This is a genomic window from Burkholderia sp. 28_3, from assembly GCF_003253915.1.
Taxonomy (GTDB): domain Bacteria; phylum Pseudomonadota; class Gammaproteobacteria; order Burkholderiales; family Burkholderiaceae; genus Burkholderia; species Burkholderia cenocepacia.
In genome coordinates this window covers 24,504-42,816 of sequence record NZ_QKZF01000002.1, presented here as the reverse complement: position 1 = coordinate 42,816, position 18,313 = coordinate 24,504, and the positions used below count along the sequence as shown (strand labels likewise).

General features: G+C 66.4%; 18 protein-coding genes and 1 tRNA gene. 10 read left to right on the top strand and 9 right to left on the bottom strand.

The window, feature by feature from the left end; translation table 11 throughout:
* Window positions 1–71 precede the first annotated feature (71 nt).
* The 3 genes from obgE to rplU form a co-directional block, all read right to left on the bottom strand.
* On the bottom strand, window positions 72–1,184 hold the full coding sequence (obgE, locus tag DFS13_RS04865; RefSeq protein ID WP_006489254.1) for a GTPase ObgE: 1,113 nt from the start codon (window positions 1,182–1,184) through the stop codon (window positions 72–74).
* A gap of 186 nt (window positions 1,185–1,370) precedes the next feature.
* Window positions 1,371–1,634 (bottom strand): 50S ribosomal protein L27, encoded by a 264-nt coding sequence (gene rpmA / locus DFS13_RS04860; RefSeq protein ID WP_006476999.1) that lies wholly within the window; start codon window positions 1,632–1,634, stop codon window positions 1,371–1,373.
* 24 nt (window positions 1,635–1,658) lie between these two features.
* The gene (gene rplU / locus DFS13_RS04855) at window positions 1,659–1,970 is read right to left on the bottom strand and encodes a 50S ribosomal protein L21 (protein WP_006025184.1); all 312 of its coding nucleotides are present in this window, start codon (window positions 1,968–1,970) and stop codon (window positions 1,659–1,661) included.
* Window positions 1,971–2,180: 210 nt separating this feature from the next.
* Between rplU and DFS13_RS04850 the strand changes: the two genes are divergently transcribed.
* The 9 genes from DFS13_RS04850 (at window position 2,181) to DFS13_RS04810 (ending at window position 10,106) form a co-directional block, all read left to right on the top strand.
* A complete protein-coding gene (locus DFS13_RS04850; protein WP_011544516.1) occupies window positions 2,181–3,176 on the top strand; it encodes a polyprenyl synthetase family protein in 996 nt (331 codons plus the stop codon).
* A gap of 148 nt (window positions 3,177–3,324) precedes the next feature.
* A tRNA-Pro gene (locus DFS13_RS04845) sits at window positions 3,325–3,401 on the top strand.
* Between the two features lie 141 nt (window positions 3,402–3,542).
* Window positions 3,543–4,835: an HlyC/CorC family transporter gene (locus tag DFS13_RS04840; RefSeq protein WP_006489250.1), complete on the top strand. Its 1,293-nt coding sequence runs from the start codon at window positions 3,543–3,545 to the stop codon at window positions 4,833–4,835.
* A gap of 121 nt (window positions 4,836–4,956) precedes the next feature.
* Entirely contained in the window at window positions 4,957–6,231 is a 1,275-nt protein-coding gene (locus DFS13_RS04835) for a GspE/PulE family protein (protein ID WP_111441428.1), read from the top strand.
* 8 nt (window positions 6,232–6,239) lie between these two features.
* Window positions 6,240–7,445: a type II secretion system F family protein gene (locus tag DFS13_RS04830; RefSeq protein ID WP_111441427.1), complete on the top strand. Its 1,206-nt coding sequence runs from the start codon at window positions 6,240–6,242 to the stop codon at window positions 7,443–7,445.
* A gap of 45 nt (window positions 7,446–7,490) precedes the next feature.
* Window positions 7,491–8,402, top strand: coding sequence for an A24 family peptidase (locus DFS13_RS04825; RefSeq protein WP_006496767.1), 912 nt, complete (start codon window positions 7,491–7,493; stop codon window positions 8,400–8,402).
* A 1-nt stretch (window position 8,403) separates the two neighbouring features.
* A complete protein-coding gene (gene coaE, locus DFS13_RS04820) occupies window positions 8,404–9,012 on the top strand; it encodes a dephospho-CoA kinase (protein WP_006487123.1) in 609 nt (202 codons plus the stop codon).
* A 109-nt stretch (window positions 9,013–9,121) separates the two neighbouring features.
* Complete coding sequence (gene zapD, locus DFS13_RS04815; protein ID WP_006487143.1) at window positions 9,122–9,877, top strand: cell division protein ZapD; 756 nt, start codon at window positions 9,122–9,124, stop codon at window positions 9,875–9,877.
* 28 nt (window positions 9,878–9,905) lie between these two features.
* Window positions 9,906–10,106 (top strand): DNA gyrase inhibitor YacG, encoded by a 201-nt coding sequence (locus DFS13_RS04810; protein ID WP_011544509.1) that lies wholly within the window; start codon window positions 9,906–9,908, stop codon window positions 10,104–10,106.
* A 60-nt stretch (window positions 10,107–10,166) separates the two neighbouring features.
* Here DFS13_RS04810 and DFS13_RS04805 read toward each other — a convergent pair whose 3' ends face one another.
* The 4 genes from DFS13_RS04805 to secA form a co-directional block, all read right to left on the bottom strand.
* The gene (locus tag DFS13_RS04805; RefSeq protein ID WP_006487137.1) at window positions 10,167–10,610 is read right to left on the bottom strand and encodes an NUDIX domain-containing protein; all 444 of its coding nucleotides are present in this window, start codon (window positions 10,608–10,610) and stop codon (window positions 10,167–10,169) included.
* Window positions 10,607–11,476 (bottom strand): ATP-binding protein, encoded by an 870-nt coding sequence (locus DFS13_RS04800; RefSeq protein ID WP_006487097.1) that lies wholly within the window; start codon window positions 11,474–11,476, stop codon window positions 10,607–10,609. Before DFS13_RS04800 ends, DFS13_RS04805 begins: the two co-directional genes overlap by 4 nt.
* A gap of 19 nt (window positions 11,477–11,495) precedes the next feature.
* Entirely contained in the window at window positions 11,496–12,737 is a 1,242-nt protein-coding gene (argJ, locus tag DFS13_RS04795) for a bifunctional glutamate N-acetyltransferase/amino-acid acetyltransferase ArgJ (RefSeq protein ID WP_111441426.1), read from the bottom strand.
* 144 nt (window positions 12,738–12,881) lie between these two features.
* The gene (secA, locus tag DFS13_RS04790) at window positions 12,882–15,683 is read right to left on the bottom strand and encodes a preprotein translocase subunit SecA (protein WP_006493335.1); all 2,802 of its coding nucleotides are present in this window, start codon (window positions 15,681–15,683) and stop codon (window positions 12,882–12,884) included.
* Window positions 15,684–15,939: 256 nt separating this feature from the next.
* Between secA and DFS13_RS04785 the strand changes: the two genes are divergently transcribed.
* Window positions 15,940–16,416 carry a DUF721 domain-containing protein gene (locus DFS13_RS04785; RefSeq protein WP_111441425.1) on the top strand — a complete coding sequence of 159 codons (477 nt, stop codon included), beginning with the start codon at window positions 15,940–15,942 and terminating at the stop codon, window positions 16,414–16,416.
* Between the two features lie 81 nt (window positions 16,417–16,497).
* On the opposite strand, the gene lpxC is transcribed toward DFS13_RS04785, so the two are convergent.
* Together lpxC and DFS13_RS04775 are read right to left on the bottom strand one after the other, a co-directional pair.
* Entirely contained in the window at window positions 16,498–17,415 is a 918-nt protein-coding gene (gene lpxC, locus DFS13_RS04780) for a UDP-3-O-acyl-N-acetylglucosamine deacetylase (protein ID WP_006487145.1), read from the bottom strand.
* Between the two features lie 240 nt (window positions 17,416–17,655).
* Window positions 17,656–18,162, bottom strand: a complete 507-nt coding sequence (locus tag DFS13_RS04775) for a peroxiredoxin (RefSeq protein ID WP_059721678.1) — start codon at window positions 18,160–18,162, stop codon at window positions 17,656–17,658.
* Window positions 18,163–18,313: the final 151 nt, after the last annotated feature.

Here is an 18,313-nt window from a genome sequence, read left to right as displayed (position 1 = left end):
TCTGATGCCTGCCCGGCCGGGCGCGATTGAACGCCAACGCCGGGCGGCACGCCCGGCGCGTTGGCGAACGCTCAGGCGTCGTCGCCCGGCGTCGCACCGCCCTTCGCCGGCGGCGCATCGCGGAAACGCACGTCGGCCGCGAGATCCTCCGCCTCCGCCGCGCGATGCGCGTCCGAATGCTCGGAAAGGTAGTCGTAGATCGCGTAGCACAGCGCTTCGCAGCCCTGGCCCGTCAGCGCCGAGATCTCGAACACGGGGCCGTCCCAGCCGAAGCGGTCGAGGAAATCCGCGACGCGCGCCTCGCGCTCGTCTTCCGGCACCATGTCCAGCTTGTTGAGCACGAGCCAGCGCGGCTTCTCGTAGAGCGCCTCGTCGTACTTGCGCAGCTCGCCGACGATCGCCGTCGCTTCCGCGACCGGATCGACGCTTTCGTCGAACGGCGCGAGATCGACCAGATGCAGCAGCACGCCGGTACGCTGCAGGTGGCGCAGGAATTGATGCCCGAGGCCCGCGCCTTCGGCCGCGCCTTCGATCAGCCCCGGGATATCGGCGATCACGAAGCTCTTGCTCGGACCGACCCGCACCACACCGAGATTCGGCGCGAGCGTCGTGAACGGGTAGTCGGCGATCTTCGGCTTCGCGTTCGACACCGACGAGATGAAGGTCGACTTGCCCGCGTTCGGCATGCCGAGCAGGCCGACGTCGGCGAGCACCTTCAGCTCGAGCTTCAGCATGCGCCGCTCGCCCGGCTTGCCGTCCGTCTTCTGGCGCGGCGCGCGGTTCGTGCTCGACTTGAAATGCAGGTTGCCGAGGCCGCCGGCGCCGCCCTGCGCGAGCATCACCCGCTGGTCGTGCTCGGTCAGGTCGGCAATCAGCTCGCCCGTGTCCATGTCGCTGATGATGGTGCCGACCGGCATGCGCAGCGTGACATCGTCGCCGCCCTTGCCGTAGCAATCCGAGCCGCGACCGTTTTCGCCGTTGCGCGCGAGGTGCTTCTTCGCGTAACGGTAGTCGATCAGCGTGTTGATGTTGCGGTCGGCGATCGCGTAAACGCTACCGCCGCGGCCGCCGTCGCCACCGTCCGGCCCGCCGAACGGGACGAATTTCTCGCGGCGCATCGACGCGCTGCCATCGCCTCCGTCGCCGGCGATGACTTCGATTCGTGCTTCGTCAATGAACTTCATTCGTCACTCCGCCCAGTATTTCCGCTATTGTGCCGCGCGCCGGCACGCTTGAACAATCTGCCGTTCGGCCGATCGTACGCCGGTCGCGCGAGGGTCGCCGGCCCGCATTTGCAGGCGGCGACCCAATAAAAAAGGCCCCGCGAAGACTGCGGGGCCTTTCGGCTACGAAGCCCGTGGGTGCCTGACTTAGGCAGCCGCCGGGACGACGATGACCAGATGCTTCTTGTCCGCGCCCTTCGTCGCGAACTTGACGTGACCGTCGACCAGCGCGAACAGGGTGTGATCCTTGCCCATGCCGACGTTCTCGCCAGCGTGCATGCGCGTACCGCGCTGACGCACGATGATGCCGCCGGCATTGATTGCCTGGCCGCCGTACACTTTCACGCCGAGACGTTTCGACTCGGAGTCGCGGCCGTTCCGGGAAGAGCCGCCTGCCTTTTTGTGTGCCATCTGATTGCTCCTTTACCGAGGCGCTTACGCGTTGATCGCGTCGATGCGCAGCTCAGTGTAGTTCTGGCGGTGGCCGCCGTGCTTTTGGTAGTGCTTCCGGCGACGCATCTTGAAGATGGTGACCTTGGCATGACGACCGTGCGACACAACGGTGGCCTTGACGGAAGCCCCACTGACCAGCGGCGTACCGAACTTAATCGATTCGCCTTCGCCCACTGCGAGAACCTGGTCGAGCGTGATTTCAGCGTCAATGTCAGCCGGTATCTGTTCTACTTTGAGTTTTTCGCCAACGGCAACCTTGTACTGCTTGCCGCCGGTTTTTATGACCGCGTACATTGAGAACCTCACTCTGGATCCAATTTTTCCGCACACCACGCGCGGAAAACACGTGATTATACATGGGGTTAGCACCGAAGTCAAAACCGATCGACGATTACCGCGCGCGGGCCTCGGCCAGACGGCCAAAATCGCGCTGCCGGTACGTCTGACAGACCGGCATATCGCGGATTCGACTTATAATCCGCCGCATCACCCAATTCCATCATCATGTCGTCGTCCACCGCCTCCCCCACCCTCAGCGCCGCCCACCTGCTCGCCCCGATCACCAGCGACATGGAGCAGGTGAATCGCGTTATCCGGCAAAGCCTCGCGTCCGACGTGCTGCTGATCAACCAGATCGCCGAGTACATCATCGGCGCGGGCGGCAAGCGGCTGCGTCCGGCGTTGCTGCTGCTCGTCGCCGGCGCGCTCGGCGAAACGTCGCACCAGCGGCACGTGCTGGCCGCCGTCGTCGAGTTCATCCACACGGCCACGCTGCTGCATGACGACGTCGTCGACGAATCCGAGCTGCGCCGCGGCCGCCAGACCGCCAATGCGCTGTTCGGCAACGCGGCGAGCGTGCTGGTAGGCGATTACCTCTACTCGCGCTCGTTCGAGATGATGGTCGGCGTCGGCAAGATGCGCGTGATGGAGATCCTGTCCGAAGCGACGACGATCATTTCGGAAGGCGAGGTGCTGCAGCTCCTGAACATGCACGACGCGGACGTCGACGAAACGCGCTACATGCAGGTGATCCGCTACAAGACGGCCAAGCTGTTCGAGGCGTCGGCGCGCCTGGGCGCGGTGCTCGCGGGCGCCGATGCGCCGACCGAGGCCGCCGCCGCCGAATACGGCCGCCGGATCGGCACCGCGTTCCAGATCATGGACGACTGGCTCGACTATGCGGGCACCGCCGAGGCAATGGGCAAGAATGCCGGCGACGACCTGCGCGAAGGCAAGCCGACGCTGCCGCTCATCTATCTGATCGAGCGCGGCACGCCCGAACAGTCGGCGCTCGCACGCGAGGCGATCGAACAGGGCGGCACCGATCGCTTCGACACGATTTTCGAAGCGATCACGCGCTCGGGCGCGCTCGATCACACGCTCGAATGCGCACGCCAGGAAGCGCAGGCCGCGGCAGCGGCGATTGCCGCGTTCCCCGATTCGATCTACAAGGAAAGCCTGCTCGGGTTGTGCTCGTACTCGACGTCGCGGCAGTCATGAACACGCCGCGAACGGGACGCGGCGCCTTGTCCCGAAAAATTTCTTCATCAAAGTATTCCCTTTTAGAAAAAACATCGTTATAGTTACGTTCTTGCTTGAGACGACGCAGCGATCTTCACGAAGACAGCGAAGTCCGAAGAGCAAAAATCGGGGTGTAGCTTAGCCTGGTAGAGCGCTACGTTCGGGACGTAGAGGCCGGAGGTTCGAATCCTCTCACCCCGACCAGATTTAAAAAAACCGTGCACCGTGTGCACGGTTTTTTTTCGTCCGGCCGCCGCGAGCCCCTCGTGTCGCGCGCGACACATCGCGGTCGCCGGCCTCTGCTATATTTCCCCCATCCCTGTCCTTCACTGCCCTTTCCAACGCGTGGACCAAATTCCCTTATGGGCGCAAATCGGCGCCGTCTTCCTGCTTCTCCTCTGTTCCAGCTTCTTTTCCATTTCCGAGACCGCGATGATGGCGCTCAATCGCCATCGGCTGAAGCATCTCGCCGGCCAGGGCGCACTCGGCGCGAAAACCACGCAGGGGCTGCTCACGCGCACTGACTTGCTGCTCAGCGTGATCCTGATCGGCAACAACCTGTTCAACACGATCATCCCCGTCCTCACGACGTCGCTCGCGCTCCATACGTTCGGCCGCAACAATCTCGCGCTGTCGATTGCGACCGGCGTCGTCGCGTTCCTGATCATCGTGTTCGCGGAAATCGCGCCGAAGATCGTCGGCGCGACGTTCCCCGAGCGCATCGCACTGCCCGCGAGCCTCGTGATCGCCCCGCTGATGCGCGTGTTCAAGCCGGTCGTCTGGTTCGTCAATGCGCTCGCGAACGGCGTGCTGTGGGTGCTGCGCATCAACACGAAGAAGGGCCGCGACCAGCGGATGTCGGCCGACGAGCTGCGGGCCATCGTGCTCGAATCGAGCAGTTTCATGCCGACCAAGCACCGCAGCATCCTGCTCAATCTGTTCGACCTCGAGAACATCACGGTCGACGACGTGATGGTGCCGCGTCGCCAGATCGAGTCGCTCAACTTCTACGCGCCGCTCGACGACATCCTCCATCAGCTCGAAACCTGCTATCACAACCGGCTGGTGGTCTACGAAGGCGACATCGACAAGGTGCTCGGCGTGCTGCACGTGCGCAAGACGCTCACCGCGCTGCACAACCAGGATTTCGACCGCGAGACGCTGCGCTCGCTGCTCACCGAACCGTACTACGTGCCGTCGGGCACGCCGGTGGTCCAGCAGCTCCAGTTCTTCCAGGAAACCCGGCATCGCACCGCGCTCGTCGTCAACGAATACGGCGAACTCGAAGGGCTCGTCACGCCCGAGGACATCATCGAGGAACTGATCGGCGAATTCACGACGTCGATGCCGCGCAGCGAACGCGCGGGCGGCTGGGACGAGAACGGCGAATGCATCGTCTCGGCCAGCATGCCGCTGCGCGAACTGAACCGCTGGCTGCACCTGAAACTGCCGACCGACGGGCCGAAGACGCTGAACGGGCTGGTACTCGAGATCCTCGAGGAAATTCCGGAAGACGACGTGTGCCTGAAAATCGGCGACGTGATGCTCGAAGTGATGCGCAGCGACGATCAGGCAGTGCGCACCGTCAAGCTGTTCAAGCCGCGCGGCGCGCGCACCGGACGCACCGCCGCGCGCTAGGGCCTGTTCGCGCTAATAACGGCTTGCGGCGGCCCTAGCCGAACGGCCGACTGCCGGCGCCGCCCGCGACGCGCGATCATCTGCGCATCACGGTCAACAGGCGGCCCGCGTGCCGGCTCACATGCATTTCCCTTCCTCCGGGGCGCCGCTGCACCCGCAGTCGTCGCCCGCGCACGCCGGTGCGCCGCCCACCGCGCCCCACGCACTCGATGCGGCCCAGCTCGACGATGCTCCCGCCGTACGGCTGCTGACGGACACGCTGCATGCGGCGCGCGTGCGCGACGCGTCGGACATCCACGTCGAGCCATTCGAAGCCGGCTGGCGCATCCGTCTTCGCATCGACGGCGTGCTGCACGAACATGCGCGCCCGCCGCTACACCTGCGCGATGCGCTCGTCACGCGGATCAAGGTGCTCTCGCGCATGGACATCGCCGAGCGGCGGCTTCCGCAGGACGGCCGGCTGCGCATCGCGATCGACGGCGGCACGCGCGGCGACTACCGCGTCAGTTCGCTGCCCACGCTGTTCGGCGAAAAACTCGTGCTGCGGCGGCTCGAAACACTGCCGCCCGATCTCTCGCTTGCCAACCTCGGCTTCGACGCGCGGCAGGCCGCCGCGATGGAGGCCGCGATCCGCGCGCCGCACGGCCTCGTGCTCGTCACGGGCCCGACCGGCAGCGGCAAGACGCTGTCGCTCTACTGCGCGCTGCAGATGCTCGATCGCTACGCACACAACGTCTGCACGGTCGAGGATCCCGCCGAGATCCAGCTCGACGGGATCAACCAGGTCGGGGTCGCCGACAAGGCGGGGCTCACGTTCGCGACCGCGCTGCGGGCGCTGTTGCGGCAGGATCCGGACGTGATCATGGTCGGCGAGATTCGCGATGCGGAGACGGCCGATGTCGCGATCAAGGCTGCGCAAACCGGCCACCTCGTGCTGTCGACGCTGCACACGAACGACGCGCCGGCCGCCGTCGCGCGGCTGCTCGATATCGGCGTCGCGCCGTACAACCTCGCGGCCGCGCTGCATCTCGTCACCGCGCAGCGTCTCGTCCGGCGCCTGTGCGTCGCCTGCCGCGTGCATTCGGACGCATCGGTGCGTGCGCTGCGGGAAGCCGGCTGTGACCCGGCGGCGCTGGCAGCCGGATGGCGGCCGTTCGTCGCGCGCGGCTGTTCCGCCTGTCACGGCATCGGCTATCGCGGCCGCATCGGCCTGCATCAGACGATGCCGGTATCGCCCGCGCTGGCGGAGCGCATCGTCGCGCGGGCGAGCGTCGGCGAACTCGCGCAGTGCGTGGCGGCCGAGGGGGTTCGCAGCCTGCGCGACGCGGCATTCGCCCGCGTCCTGGACGGCACGACGAGCATCGCGGAAGCCGTCGCGGCCACACCTGCGGCATGAGCATAAGTATGCGCACGCCACCGCTCGAAACCCGCTTTGCATGGCGCGGCCGCCATCGCGACGGCTCGCCGCGCCGCGGGATCGTCGTCGCCCTCGACGCCGCGGCCGCGCGCGCCACGCTCGCACGCGACGGCATCGCGGTACTGTCGCTCGACGGCCGCGGGCCGGCCCGTCCGCCCGCGGCGGCCGCACGCGACATCACGCGCTTCACGCGCCAGCTCGCAAGTCTGCTGCAGGCCGGCCTGCCGCTTGCGCCGTCGCTCGAGATGCTCGCCCGCACCCGCACGCGCGACGGCGTGCCGCGCATCGCCGCGGGACTCGCCCGTGAAATCGTCGGCGGCCGGCGCTTTGCCGATGCGCTCGCACGCTATCCATCGCAGTTCGGCACGCTGTATCGCCAGTTGATCGAGGTCGGCGAGGCGTCCGGGTCGCTCGGCATCGTGCTGACCCGGATCGCGGAACATCGCGAGCGCGCCGATGCGCAATGGCGCAAGCTGCGCGCCGCACTCGCGTATCCGGCCGCCGTCATCCTGTTCGCGCTCGCGATCTCGGCAGCCTTGATGGTGTGGGTCGTGCCGACCTTCCGGCAGATCTTCGACGGTTTCGGCGCCGCCCTGCCCGCGCCGACCCGCGCACTACTCGCGCTGTCCTCGGCACTGTCGGCCTGGGGCGGTGTGCTGCTGGCCGGTGCGACCGCCATAGCGCTGGCCGCGCAGCATGCGCTGCGGCGCTCGGCCGCGCTGCGTCATGCGCTCGCGCGGCGCCTGCTGCGCGCGCCGCTCGCGGGCAGCGCGCTGGAACGGTTCGCGGCCGCACGCTGGTGCCGCTCGCTGGCGACCCTGCTCGGCGCCGGCGTGCCGCTCGCCGATGCGTTCGCCACGCTCGAGCGCACGGCCGGCCACCCGGTGTTCGCGCACGCCACCGCGCACATCGCCGCACGCGTGTTGCGCGGCGTCCGTCTGGCCGATGCGATGCATTCGGCCGGCTGCTTTCCGGACGACGTCGTGCAACCGATCGCCGTCGCCGAGGAAACCGGTGCGCTCGACTCGATGCTCGGCGACATCGCCGCATTGTGCGAACGCCAGCTCGACGCGCGTCTCGATGCGCTCGCGGCGCTCGGCGAACCGTTGATCGTGATCGTCCTTGGCGCGCTCGTCGGCGGCCTCGTGATCGCGATGTACCTGCCGATCCTTCAGCTCGGCAACGTGGTGTAGCATCGCAACCGATTCTGTCGCCTTTTAGTCCGATCCTTGAGCCTCATGACGCCAGCGCCCCTGTCCGCCGTTTCCGATTCGCCCGAGAGCACGCTGCTCGCGCTGGCGATGCTGCCGCCCGCGCTGCAGTATGCGTTCGCGGTCGTCATCGGCCTTTGCATCGGCAGCTTCCTGAACGTGGTCGTGCACCGGTTGCCCGTGATGATGCAGCGCGCGTGGCAGGCCGAGATCGCCGAAGCGACGGGCGCCGCAAGCACCCCGCCCGATGATGGTTATCCGCCGCGCTACGATCTGTGGCGCCCGCGCAGCGCTTGCCCGCATTGCGGCCACGTGTTGCGCGCATGGGAGAACATCCCGGTCGTCAGCTATCTGATGCTGCGCGGACGCTGCCGGCGCTGCGGCCATGCGATCGGCATCCGCTATCCGCTCGTCGAGCTCGCGTGCGCAGGGCTCGCGGCCGGCTCGCTCGCGGCGTTCGGCCCGACCGTCGCCGCGCTTGCCGCGTTCGCGCTGTGCGCGGCGCTGCTCGCGATGAGCGCGATCGATATCCGGACCGGCTACCTGCCCGATTCGATGACGCTGCCGCTGCTGTGGGCCGGGCTCGTGCTGAACCTCGGCGGCACGTTCGCTTCGCTGCGCTCGGCCGTGATCGGCGCGATGGCCGGCTACCTGTTCCTGTGGTCGATCTACTGGCTATTCAAATGGCTGCGCGGCATCGAGGGCATCGGTTTCGGCGACCTGAAGCTGCTTGCCGCGCTCGGCGCATGGATGGGCTGGGCCGCACTGCCGCAGGTCGTACTGTTCGCGGCGGTGACCGGCGCGGTCGTCGGGCTCGTCGCGACCTGGCGCGGCCGCATGCGCTTCGAGGAGCCGATTCCGTTCGGCCCGTTCCTCGCAGCCGGCGGCGTCGCCACGCTGTTTTTCGGCACCCCTTTCTATGCGGCGCTCGGAGGCTGACATGTTTTCAGTAGGACTCACGGGCGGCATCGGCAGCGGCAAGACGACCGTTGCCGACCTGTTCGGCGCCCGTGGCGCATCACTCGTCGATACCGACCTGATTGCCCATCGCATCACCGCGCCGGGCGGTCTCGCGATGCCGGCTATCGAGCACGCTTTCGGTCGCGGCTTCGTGGCCGCCGACGGCTCGCTCGATCGCGCGAAGATGCGCACACTGATCTTCAGCGACGACGACGCGCGCCGGCGCCTCGAAGCGATCACGCATCCGCTGATCCGTGCGGAGACCGATCGCGAGGCGCGCGAGGCTCGGGGCCCGTACGTGATGTTCGTCGTGCCGCTGCTCGTCGAATCGGGCACGTGGAAGGCGCGCAGCGATCGCGTGCTGGTCGTCGACTGTCCGGTCGAAACGCAGATCGCACGCGTGATGCGGCGCAACGGCTTCACGCGCGAACAGGTCGAAGCGATCATCGCGCGACAGGCGACGCGCGAGGCCCGCCTCGCGGCGGCCGACGACGTGATCGTCAACGACGCGGTCACGCCCGACGCGCTCGCCGCGCAGGTCGATGCACTGCACCAACGCTATGTCGCGTTCGCGGCCGCCGCGCACTGAGCATCGCGCGCAATCGTGATGGTGTACGAAATTGGCGCGTTGCTAGGGTAGAGAGGGGGCATTAGAATGTCCTTCATTGTTTCAATCCCTACCCAAGAGGCGAGCGCGCTTGATTCTTTACGAGTATCCGTTCAACGAGCGAATTCGCACGCTGTTGCGTCTCGAAGATCTGTTCGAGCGCTTCGCGTTCTTTTTGGCTCAGGAGGACCCGCGTGAACACCACGTCGCGCTGACGACGCTGTTCGAAATCGCCGAGGTAACGGGCCGCGCGGACCTGAAATCGGATCTGATGAAGGAGCTCGAACGTCAGCGCCAGACGCTCGCCCCCTTTCGCGGCAATCCGGGCATCGAGCAGAACGCGCTCGAAGCCGTGCTCGGTGAAATCGAGCAAACGCTCGCGAATCTTGCGCAGATGCAGGGCAAGACCGGCCAGCACCTCGTCGACAACGAGTGGCTCGCCAGCATCCGCAGCCGCGCGGTGATTCCGGGCGGGACATGCAAGTTCGACCTGCCGTCGTACTACGCGTGGCAGCAATGGCCCGCCGAGCAGCGGCGCCAGGACATCGCGAAGTGGGTCCTGCCGATGCTGCCGTTGCGCGACGCCGCGGCGATCGTGCTGCGGCTTGCGCGCGAATCAGGCCAGGCGTCGAAGGTCATGGCGATGCAGGGCAGCTACCAGCAGATGCTGTCCGGCCGCACCTATCAACTGATGCAGGTGCGGGTAGCGCCGGAGCTGCGCGTCATTCCCGAAGCGAGCGCAAACAAATACATGCTGTGGGTACGGTTCACCATGCAGGACGGCGACGTGCGGCCGCGTGCGGTGGACATCGACGTGCCGTTCCATCTGACCCTGTGTAATCTGTAACGGCCGCGTGCCGGTTCAACGCTTTCGTATGACTACCGTTGTGAAATGTCCGTCGTGCGGCGCAGAAGTGCGCTGGACGCCTGAAAACAAGTTCCGTCCCTTCTGTTCGGCCCGCTGCAAGCAGCTCGACCTTGGCGCATGGGCCGCGGAAAAGTATCGGATCGGCGGCGCCTCCGACGAGGGCCCGTCGTCGGAAGAGGACGGCACGGACAACCGCCGCGACAGCTGAGCGGCGCGCGGCGCCGCCGTCCGCCGATATGGCCCGCGTTTCCGGCGGGCCGCCGCGGCGTCATTGCGACGCCGCTTCCTTCTCGAGCAGTTCGAGCACCGGCAGCGCCGCCGGCAACAGCGGCGCGACCTCGACCGGCAGTTGCTGCCATACGAACGCCTGCCCTTCCTTGCTGTGCGGCTCGCCCGTCCAGCCCGTCACCTTGCAGAAATAGAGCCGCACGTACGCGTGCGGATAATCGTGCTCGAGCGTGTGCCAGCGGTGGCTGGCCGTGACCTCGATGCCGAGTTCCTCGTGCAGCTCGCGCGCCAGCGCATCCTCGACGCTTTCGCCGGCCTCCAGCTTGCCGCCCGGAAACTCCCAGTAACCTTCATACGGTTTGCCCTGCAGGCGTTGCGCGAGCAGATACCGACCGTCCGGCTGCACCATCACGCCGACCGCGACTTCCGTCACCTTGCGGCCGTCCGGCGCCCGCACGGCGCCCTGTGCCAGATCCGCGCTCATGCCTGCTCCTTGCGGCCCGACCAGTCCCGCGCGAACTGCCACGCGACGCGGCCCGAGCGCGAGCCGCGCTCGAGCGCCCACACGAGGGCGTCGCCGCGTGCCGTGTCGATCTCCGTCTCCGGGCAGCCGAAGTGGCGCAGCCAGTGCGCGACGATGTCGAGGTAGTCGTCCTGCTTGAACGGATAGAAGCTGACCCACAGGCCGAAGCGCTCCGACAGCGAGATCTTCTCCTCGACGACTTCGCCGGGGTGAATCTCGCCGTCAGGAAGATGCTTGTACGACTCGTTGTCGCTCATGTACTCGGGCAGCAGGTGGCGACGGTTCGACGTCGCGTAGATCAGCACGTTGTCCGACTGCGCGGCGATCGACCCGTCCAGCGCGACCTTCAGCGCCTTGTAGCCCGATTCGCCGTCCTCGAACGACAGGTCGTCGCAAAACACGATGAACCGCTCCGGACGCTGCGAGATCAGGTCGACGATGTCGCCGAGATCGTGCAGGTCGTCCTTGTCGACTTCGATCAGGCGCAGCCCGTCGTTCGCGTACGCATTCAGGCACGCCTTGATCAGCGACGACTTGCCGGTACCGCGCGCGCCGGTCAGCAGCACGTTGTTGGCCGGCTTGCGCTGCACGAACTGCCGCGTGTTCTGGTCGATCAGCGCCTTCTGGCGGTCGATGTTGTGCAGGTCGCCGAGCGTGATCGATGACACGGCCGGTACCGGCTGCAGGTAACCGCGCCCCTGGCGCTTGCGCCAGCGGAACGCATGCGCCGCGTTCCAGTCGATGGCCGCCGGTGCGGGCGGCAGCATCCCTTCGAGACGGCCGAGCAGCGCTTCCGCGCGCGTCAGAAACTGTTCAAGCTTGTCCATGTCGTTCGAGCGCTCCCGATCAGGAGCGGTAATCCGCGTTGATGCTCACGTAATCGTGCGACAGGTCGCACGTCCAGACGGTGGCCTGCGCGTCGCCGCGCCCGAGCAGCACGCGGATCGTGATCTCGCTCTGCTTCATCACGCGCTGGCCGTCCTCTTCCTGGTAGGCCGGATTGCGGCCGCCTGCCTTCGCGACGAGCACGTCGTCGAGATAGAGGTCGATCTTGCCGACGTCGAGATCCGCGACGCCCGCATAGCCGATCGCCGCGAGAATCCGGCCGAGGTTGGGGTCGGATGCGTAGAAGGCCGTCTTCACGAGCGGCGAATGGCCGATCGCGTACGCGATCTGGCGGCATTCGGCGACGCTCTTGCCGCCTTCGACCTGCACCGTCATGAACTTCGTCGCGCCTTCGCCGTCGCGCACGATCAGTTGCGACAGCACCTGCGCGACTTCCGTCACCGCGTCGCGCAGCGCCGCATAGGCCGGCGAATCGGTCGACGTGATGGCCGGCAGCGTGCTCTTGCCCGATGCGATCAGGATGAACGAGTCGTTCGTCGACGTGTCGCCGTCGATCGTGATGCAGTTGAACGAGCGGTCGGCGACTTCCTTCACGAGCGTGTCGAGCACCGGCTGCGCGACGTTCGCATCGAACGCGAGGAAGCCGAGCATCGTCGCCATGTTCGGCTTGATCATGCCCGCGCCCTTGCTGATGCCCGTCAGCGTGACCGTGTGACCGTCGATCGTCACCTGGCGCGACGTCGCCTTCGGCAGCGTGTCGGTCGTCATGATCGCCTGCGCGGCGTCGAACCAGTTCGCGGCCTTGCGATTCGCGAGCGCGGCCGGCAGACCGGCCTTCAGGCGGTCGATCGGCAGCGGCTCGAGGATCACGCCGGTCGAGAACGGCAGCACTTGCGCCGGCTCGATGCCCGCGAGGCGTGCGAGTTCCGTGCACGTTTCACGGGCGTTCACGAGGCCCGGCTCGCCGGTGCCCGCGTTCGCATTGCCGGTATTCACGACCAGCGCGCGGATGCCCGCGCCGCCCGCACGCACCTTCGCCAGATGCTCGCGGCAGACGGTGACCGGCGCTGCGCAGAAACGGTTTTCGGTGAACACGCCCGCGACCGTCGCGCCTTCGTCGACGGAAATGACCAGCAAGTCCTTGCGATTCGGCTTGCGGATGTTCGCCTCCGCCCAGCCGAGCGTGACGCCGGCGACGGGATGCAGTTGGGCGGGATCGATCGACGGAAAATTGACTGCCATGGGGCACACCTGCCGGATGGAAAATGCCGGCACGCGCCGGCATCGATTGGAAGAACCGGCGGCCGCACGCGCGGGCCGCCACAACTCACATCACTGACTCGAAGCTGCGAACGACGCGGCACGCGTGACGCGCGCCGCCGCCGATCATGACAGCTTCCCGTGACATTGCTTGTACTTCTTGCCGCTGCCGCACGGGCACGGGTCGTTGCGGCCGACCTTCGGCATTTCGCCGCCGGGGCCGCCGTGCGTCATCGCGCTGCCGACCATGTCGGCCGTCGCCGTGGCCGCCGCAGCAGCAGTCGTGACGTTCGCCACCGGGGCGCCGGCGTCCGCGTAGTCGGCGTGCTGGTATTCGACGTTCTCGAGATGACCGCCGCGCTCCTCGATCTGCTCGGCCGCCTCCTCGAGCTGCTCCGGCGACTGGATCTGCACGTTCATCACGATGCGCGTGACTTCCTGCTTGATCGCGTCAAGCATCGCGGCGAACAGTTCGAACGCCTCGCGCTTGTACTCCTGCTTCGGGTTCTTCTGCGCATAGCCGCGCAGGTGAATGCCCTGGCGCAAGTGGTCGAGCGCCGCGAGGTGCTCGCGCCACAGGCGGTCGACCGTCTGCAGCATCACCGAGCGCTCGAACGCGCTGAACGATTCGCGACCGACCATCGCGACCTTCGCCTCGTACTGCTCGTCGGCGGCCGTCGTCACCGCGTCGAGGATCTCCTCGGCCGTGATCGACGACGACTCGTTCACCATTTCCTGGATCGCGAGATCGAGCTGCCAGTCGTTGCGCAGCGCTTCCTCGAGCTCGGGCACGTCCCACTGCTCTTCGATGCTGCCTTCCGGCACGAACTGGCGGACGACTTCGGTGATCACGCCGTGACGCATCGCGGTGATCGTCTCGGTGATGTCGTGTGCTTCGAGCAGCTCGTTGCGCTGCTGGTAGATCACCTTGCGCTGGTCGTTCGACACGTCGTCGTATTCGAGCAGCTGCTTGCGGATGTCGAAGTTGCGCGCTTCGACCTTGCGCTGCGCCGATTCGATCGACCGCGTGACGATGCCGGCTTCGATCGCCTCGCCTTCCGGCATCTTCAGGCGATCCATGATCGAGCGCACGCGATCGCCCGCGAAGATGCGCAGCAGCGGATCGTCGAGCGACAGGTAGAAGCGCGACGAGCCCGGATCGCCCTGACGGCCTGCACGGCCGCGCAGCTGGTTGTCGATCCGGCGCGATTCGTGGCGCTCGGTGCCGATGATGTGCAGGCCGCCCGCGGCCTTCACCTCCTCGTGCAGCGTTTCCCACTCGTCGTGCAGCTTCTGGATGCGGCGCGCCTTTTCGTCGGCCGGGATCGAATCGTCGGCCTCGATGAACGCCGCCTGCTTCTCCGCATTGCCGCCGAGCACGATGTCGGTACCGCGGCCGGCCATGTTGGTCGCGATCGTGATGCGCTTCGGACGGCCAGCTTCCGCGACGATCGCCGCTTCACGCTCGTGCTGCTTCGCGTTCAGCACTTCGTGCGGCAGCCCGGCCTGCTTCAGCAGGTGCGACAGCAGTTCGGAGTTCTCGATCGACGTCGTGCCGACCAGCACCGGCTGGCCGCGCTCGTAGCAGTCGCGGATGTCGCGGATCACCGCATCGTAGCGCTCCTTGGCCGTCTTGTAGATCTGGTCCTGCTTGTCGATCCGCTTCGGCGGGCGGTTGGTCGGGATCACGACCGTCTCGAGACCGTAGATCTCGTTGAATTCGTACGCTTCGGTGTCCGCGGTGCCGGTCATGCCGGCCAGCTTCGCGTACATCCGGAAGTAGTTCTGGAACGTGATCGACGCGAGCGTCTGGTTCTCGCTCTGGATCTTCACGTGTTCCTTCGCCTCGACGGCCTGGTGCAGCCCGTCGGACCAGCGGCGGCCGGCCATCAGGCGGCCCGTGAATTCGTCGACGATGACCACTTCGCCGTTCTGCACGACGTAGTGCTGATCCTTGTGGAACAGCGTATGGGCGCGCAGCGCCGCGTACACGTGGTGCATCAGCGTGATGTTCTGCGGCGCGTACAGGCTTTCGCCCTCGCCGATCAGGCCCCATTCGGCAAGCAGGCGCTCGGCCTTCTCGTGGCCCGATTCCGTCAGGAACACCTGGCGCGCCTTCTCGTCGAGCGTGTAGTCGCCCGGCTTCTCGACGCCCGTGCCGTCGGCCTTCTCTTCGCCGATCTGGCGCTCGAGCAGCGGCGGCAGTGCGTTCATCCGCACGTACAGCTCGGTGTGATCCTCGGCCTGGCCCGAAATGATCAGCGGCGTACGCGCTTCGTCGATCAGGATCGAGTCCACTTCGTCGACGACCGCGAAGTTCAGGGCCCGCTGCACGCGCGCGTCGGTCTCGTAGACCATGTTGTCGCGCAGGTAGTCGAAGCCGAATTCGTTGTTCGTGCCGTACGTGATGTCCGCCGCGTAGGCCTGCTGCTTCTGGTCGTGCTCCATGCCGGACAGGTTGATGCCGACCGACAGACCGAGGAAGTTGTAGAGGCGCGCCATCCATTCGGCGTCGCGCTGCGCGAGGTAGTCGTTGACGGTCACGACGTGCACACCGCGGCCGGCCAGCGCGTTCAGGTACACGGGCAGCGTCGCGACGAGCGTCTTGCCCTCGCCGGTGCGCATTTCCGCGATCTTGCCGTAGTGGAGCACCATGCCGCCGATCATCTGCACGTCGAAGTGCCGCATCTTCAGCACGCGACGGCTCGCCTCGCGACACACAGCGAAGGCCTCGGGCAGCAGCTTGTCGAGCGACTCGCCGGCCGCGACCCGCTGGCGGAATTCGTCCGTCTTGCCGCGCAACTGGTCGTCCGTCAGCTTCTCGATCTGCGTTTCGAGCGCATTGATCGTCGCGACGGTCTTTTGGTATTGCTTGACGAGCCGCTGGTTGCGGCTGCCAAAAATTTTCTGGAGAAAACCGGTTGTCATCGGATCGGATCCTGCGTCGCAGCACCGGCGCCCGGCGCGTGTTGCGCGCCCCGGCGCCCGAGCCTCGGCGGCTTAGCGAATTAGTGGACTCAAACATCGAATTTTAGCACGCGGGGACGCGTGCGCCTGCGTCCCGGCCGCACGGGCATGGCGCGCCGGGGCCGGGCGGACAGGGGCGAAAGCCGCCCGTGCGCGGGCCGGCACGGGTACAATCGGCTGCAACGTCCGCGCGCGTGCGCGCTCGAAGAAAGCCTCGATGAACCGATTTTCCAAGCGTTTCGGCCCGCTCGTCGCCTATCGTCCGCAACCCGTGTCCGAAGTGCTCGGTCGTACCGACGCATTCGCGGCGCTGCGCGCCGGTGTCGAGCAGATCGCGTCGCTGCAGCGCGACCTGGGCGCTTGCCTGCCCGATTATCTGGCGAATCACGTCGAACCGGGCTTCATCAAGGACGGCACCCTGACCCTCTTTGCCGCGCACAATGCGCTGGCAGCACGGCTGCGACAGGTCGAGGTGCGGCTGCTCGGCGACCTCCAGAAGCGCGGCTGGCCCGTGACGACGCTGCGCGTGCGCGTGCGGCCGAAAGACGCGCCGGAGCCGCCGCACGTGAAGCAGGCTCGGATGACCTCGGCCGGCGCCGCCGCGCTGCGCGACCTCGCCGACCACCTCGAACCGTCGCCGCTGCAGGCCGCGCTCGCGCGGATGGCGGCACGACACGGCGCGAAGCCGCGTTGACCGCACCGGTCATCGGCGGCCGCCAGCCAACAAAAAAGCGACCCGAGGGTCGCTTTTTTTATCGCTTGCGCTGAACGCCGGTCACGCGAAGGCCGTCTGCGCGTCGAACGCGAACCCCTTCGGTGCAGCCTGCGGATCGTCGAACGTCACAATCTCGTACGCGTCTTCGTGCGCGAGCAGTTCGCGCAGCAACGCGTTGTTCAGGCCGTGGCCCGACTTGTACGCGGTGTACGACGCCAGCAGCGGATGGCCGATCACGTACAGATCGCCGATCGCGTCGAGCATCTTGTGCTTCACGAACTCGTCGTCGTAGCGCAGCCCGTCGTTGTTCAGGATCCGGTACTCGTCGAGCACGATCGCGTTGTCCATGCTGCCGCCGCGCGCCAGGCCGATCTCGCGCAGCATCTCGGCTTCGTGCGCGAAACCGAACGTGCGCGCACGCGCGATCTCGCGCACGTACGACGTGGTCGCGAAATCGACCTCGAGTTCCTGGCCCGTCTTGTCGACGGCCGGGTGACGGAAGTCGATCGAGAACTTCAGCTTGAAGCCGAAATACGGATCGAGCCGCGCGAACTTGTCGCCGTCACGGATTTCGACCGGCTTCTTCACCTTGATGAAACGCTTCGGCGCGTTCTGTTCCTCGATGCCGGCGGACTGGATCAGGAACACGAACGTGGCGGCGCTGCCGTCCATGATCGGGATTTCCTCGGCCGTCACATCGACATACAGGTTGTCGATGCCGAGACCCGCACACGCGGACATCAGGTGCTCGACCGTCGACACGCGCACGCCATCCTTCTGCAACACCGACGCGAGCCGCGTGTCGCCGATCGACATCGCCGATGCGGGAATGTCGACCGGCGTGGGCAGGTCGACGCGTGAAAAGACGATGCCCGTGCCGGGCGCGGCGGGACGGAGCGTCAACTCGATCTTGCGGCCCGAGTGGACACCGATACCCACGGTCTTCACGATGGATTTGATGGTGCGCTGCTTCAACATGGTCTTCTTCGTCTTGATTGAAGATATCAATCAGGAGTTATATTCGATAGGCGGGATTATAGCGTAATTCCCTATTCAACGCTGTCTGAAACTGCGTATCAATCTGTTTCGACAGTTTACCCGTGCCGATACGGGACGGGCCGATGCCCGGAACGGAGGCGTTTCCGGTCATCAGCCCGTGTTACAACTGCCCTGAGGCCGGTGAGCAGCGTTGCCGGAAGGCAACGGCGCACCGCACGATCAGGACGTCAACGTCGCGAGAACACTCGCCGCATCGCTCACTTCGAATTTGCCCGGCGCCTCGACGGCCAGCGTCTTGACCACACCGCCGTCAATCACCATCGCGTAGCGCAGGGAACGAATTCCCATGCCACGCGCGGACAAATCCTGCGTCAGCCCCAGCGCATGAGTGAAAGCCGCGCTGCCGTCCGCCATCATGCGCACCTTGCCCGCGGTGTGCAGATCACGTCCCCATGCGCCCATCACGAATGCGTCGTTGACGGACACGCACCAGATCTCGTCGATCCCCGCCGCGCGCAATTGCTCGGCGTGTTCGACGTAGCCCGGCACATGCTGCGCCGAGCAGGTCGGCGTGAAAGCGCCCGGCAATCCGAAGATCACCACCCGCTTTCTCGCCACCTGGTCGCGCACGCTGCAGGCGTTCGGCCCCAGCGTACACCCTTCGCGCGCGTCGTCGATGAACTCGAACAATTGCGCGTCGGGCAGCGCGTCGCCCACTTGAATCATGGCTGGTCCCTCATAGCGATACGGTTTTTCAGCGTGTTGCGGACAGCCCGGCCCATCCCGCTTCGCTCGAGCGAAGAGGGCACCTTTCCCGGCCCGGCGTCGCATCCGACGCGGCCTGTCTGGGTCCGTAGCATCCGTCACGCCGGCGATA

Coding starts and splice junctions, on each gene's coding strand:
- obgE (WP_006489254.1), bottom strand. CDS start 1,184: ATGAAGTTCATTGACGAAGCACGAATCGAAGTCATCGCCGGCGACGGA.
- rpmA (WP_006476999.1), bottom strand. CDS start 1,634: ATGGCACACAAAAAGGCAGGCGGCTCTTCCCGGAACGGCCGCGACTCC.
- rplU (WP_006025184.1), bottom strand. CDS start 1,970: ATGTACGCGGTCATAAAAACCGGCGGCAAGCAGTACAAGGTTGCCGTT.
- DFS13_RS04850 (WP_011544516.1), top strand. CDS start 2,181: ATGTCGTCGTCCACCGCCTCCCCCACCCTCAGCGCCGCCCACCTGCTC.
- DFS13_RS04835 (WP_111441428.1), top strand. CDS start 4,957: ATGCATTTCCCTTCCTCCGGGGCGCCGCTGCACCCGCAGTCGTCGCCC.
- DFS13_RS04830 (WP_111441427.1), top strand. CDS start 6,240: ATGCGCACGCCACCGCTCGAAACCCGCTTTGCATGGCGCGGCCGCCAT.
- DFS13_RS04825 (WP_006496767.1), top strand. CDS start 7,491: ATGACGCCAGCGCCCCTGTCCGCCGTTTCCGATTCGCCCGAGAGCACG.
- coaE (WP_006487123.1), top strand. CDS start 8,404: ATGTTTTCAGTAGGACTCACGGGCGGCATCGGCAGCGGCAAGACGACC.
- DFS13_RS04810 (WP_011544509.1), top strand. CDS start 9,906: ATGACTACCGTTGTGAAATGTCCGTCGTGCGGCGCAGAAGTGCGCTGG.
- DFS13_RS04805 (WP_006487137.1), bottom strand. CDS start 10,610: ATGAGCGCGGATCTGGCACAGGGCGCCGTGCGGGCGCCGGACGGCCGC.
- DFS13_RS04800 (WP_006487097.1), bottom strand. CDS start 11,476: ATGGACAAGCTTGAACAGTTTCTGACGCGCGCGGAAGCGCTGCTCGGC.
- argJ (WP_111441426.1), bottom strand. CDS start 12,737: ATGGCAGTCAATTTTCCGTCGATCGATCCCGCCCAACTGCATCCCGTC.
- secA (WP_006493335.1), bottom strand. CDS start 15,683: ATGACAACCGGTTTTCTCCAGAAAATTTTTGGCAGCCGCAACCAGCGG.
- DFS13_RS04785 (WP_111441425.1), top strand. CDS start 15,940: ATGAACCGATTTTCCAAGCGTTTCGGCCCGCTCGTCGCCTATCGTCCG.
- lpxC (WP_006487145.1), bottom strand. CDS start 17,415: ATGTTGAAGCAGCGCACCATCAAATCCATCGTGAAGACCGTGGGTATC.
- DFS13_RS04775 (WP_059721678.1), bottom strand. CDS start 18,162: ATGATTCAAGTGGGCGACGCGCTGCCCGACGCGCAATTGTTCGAGTTC.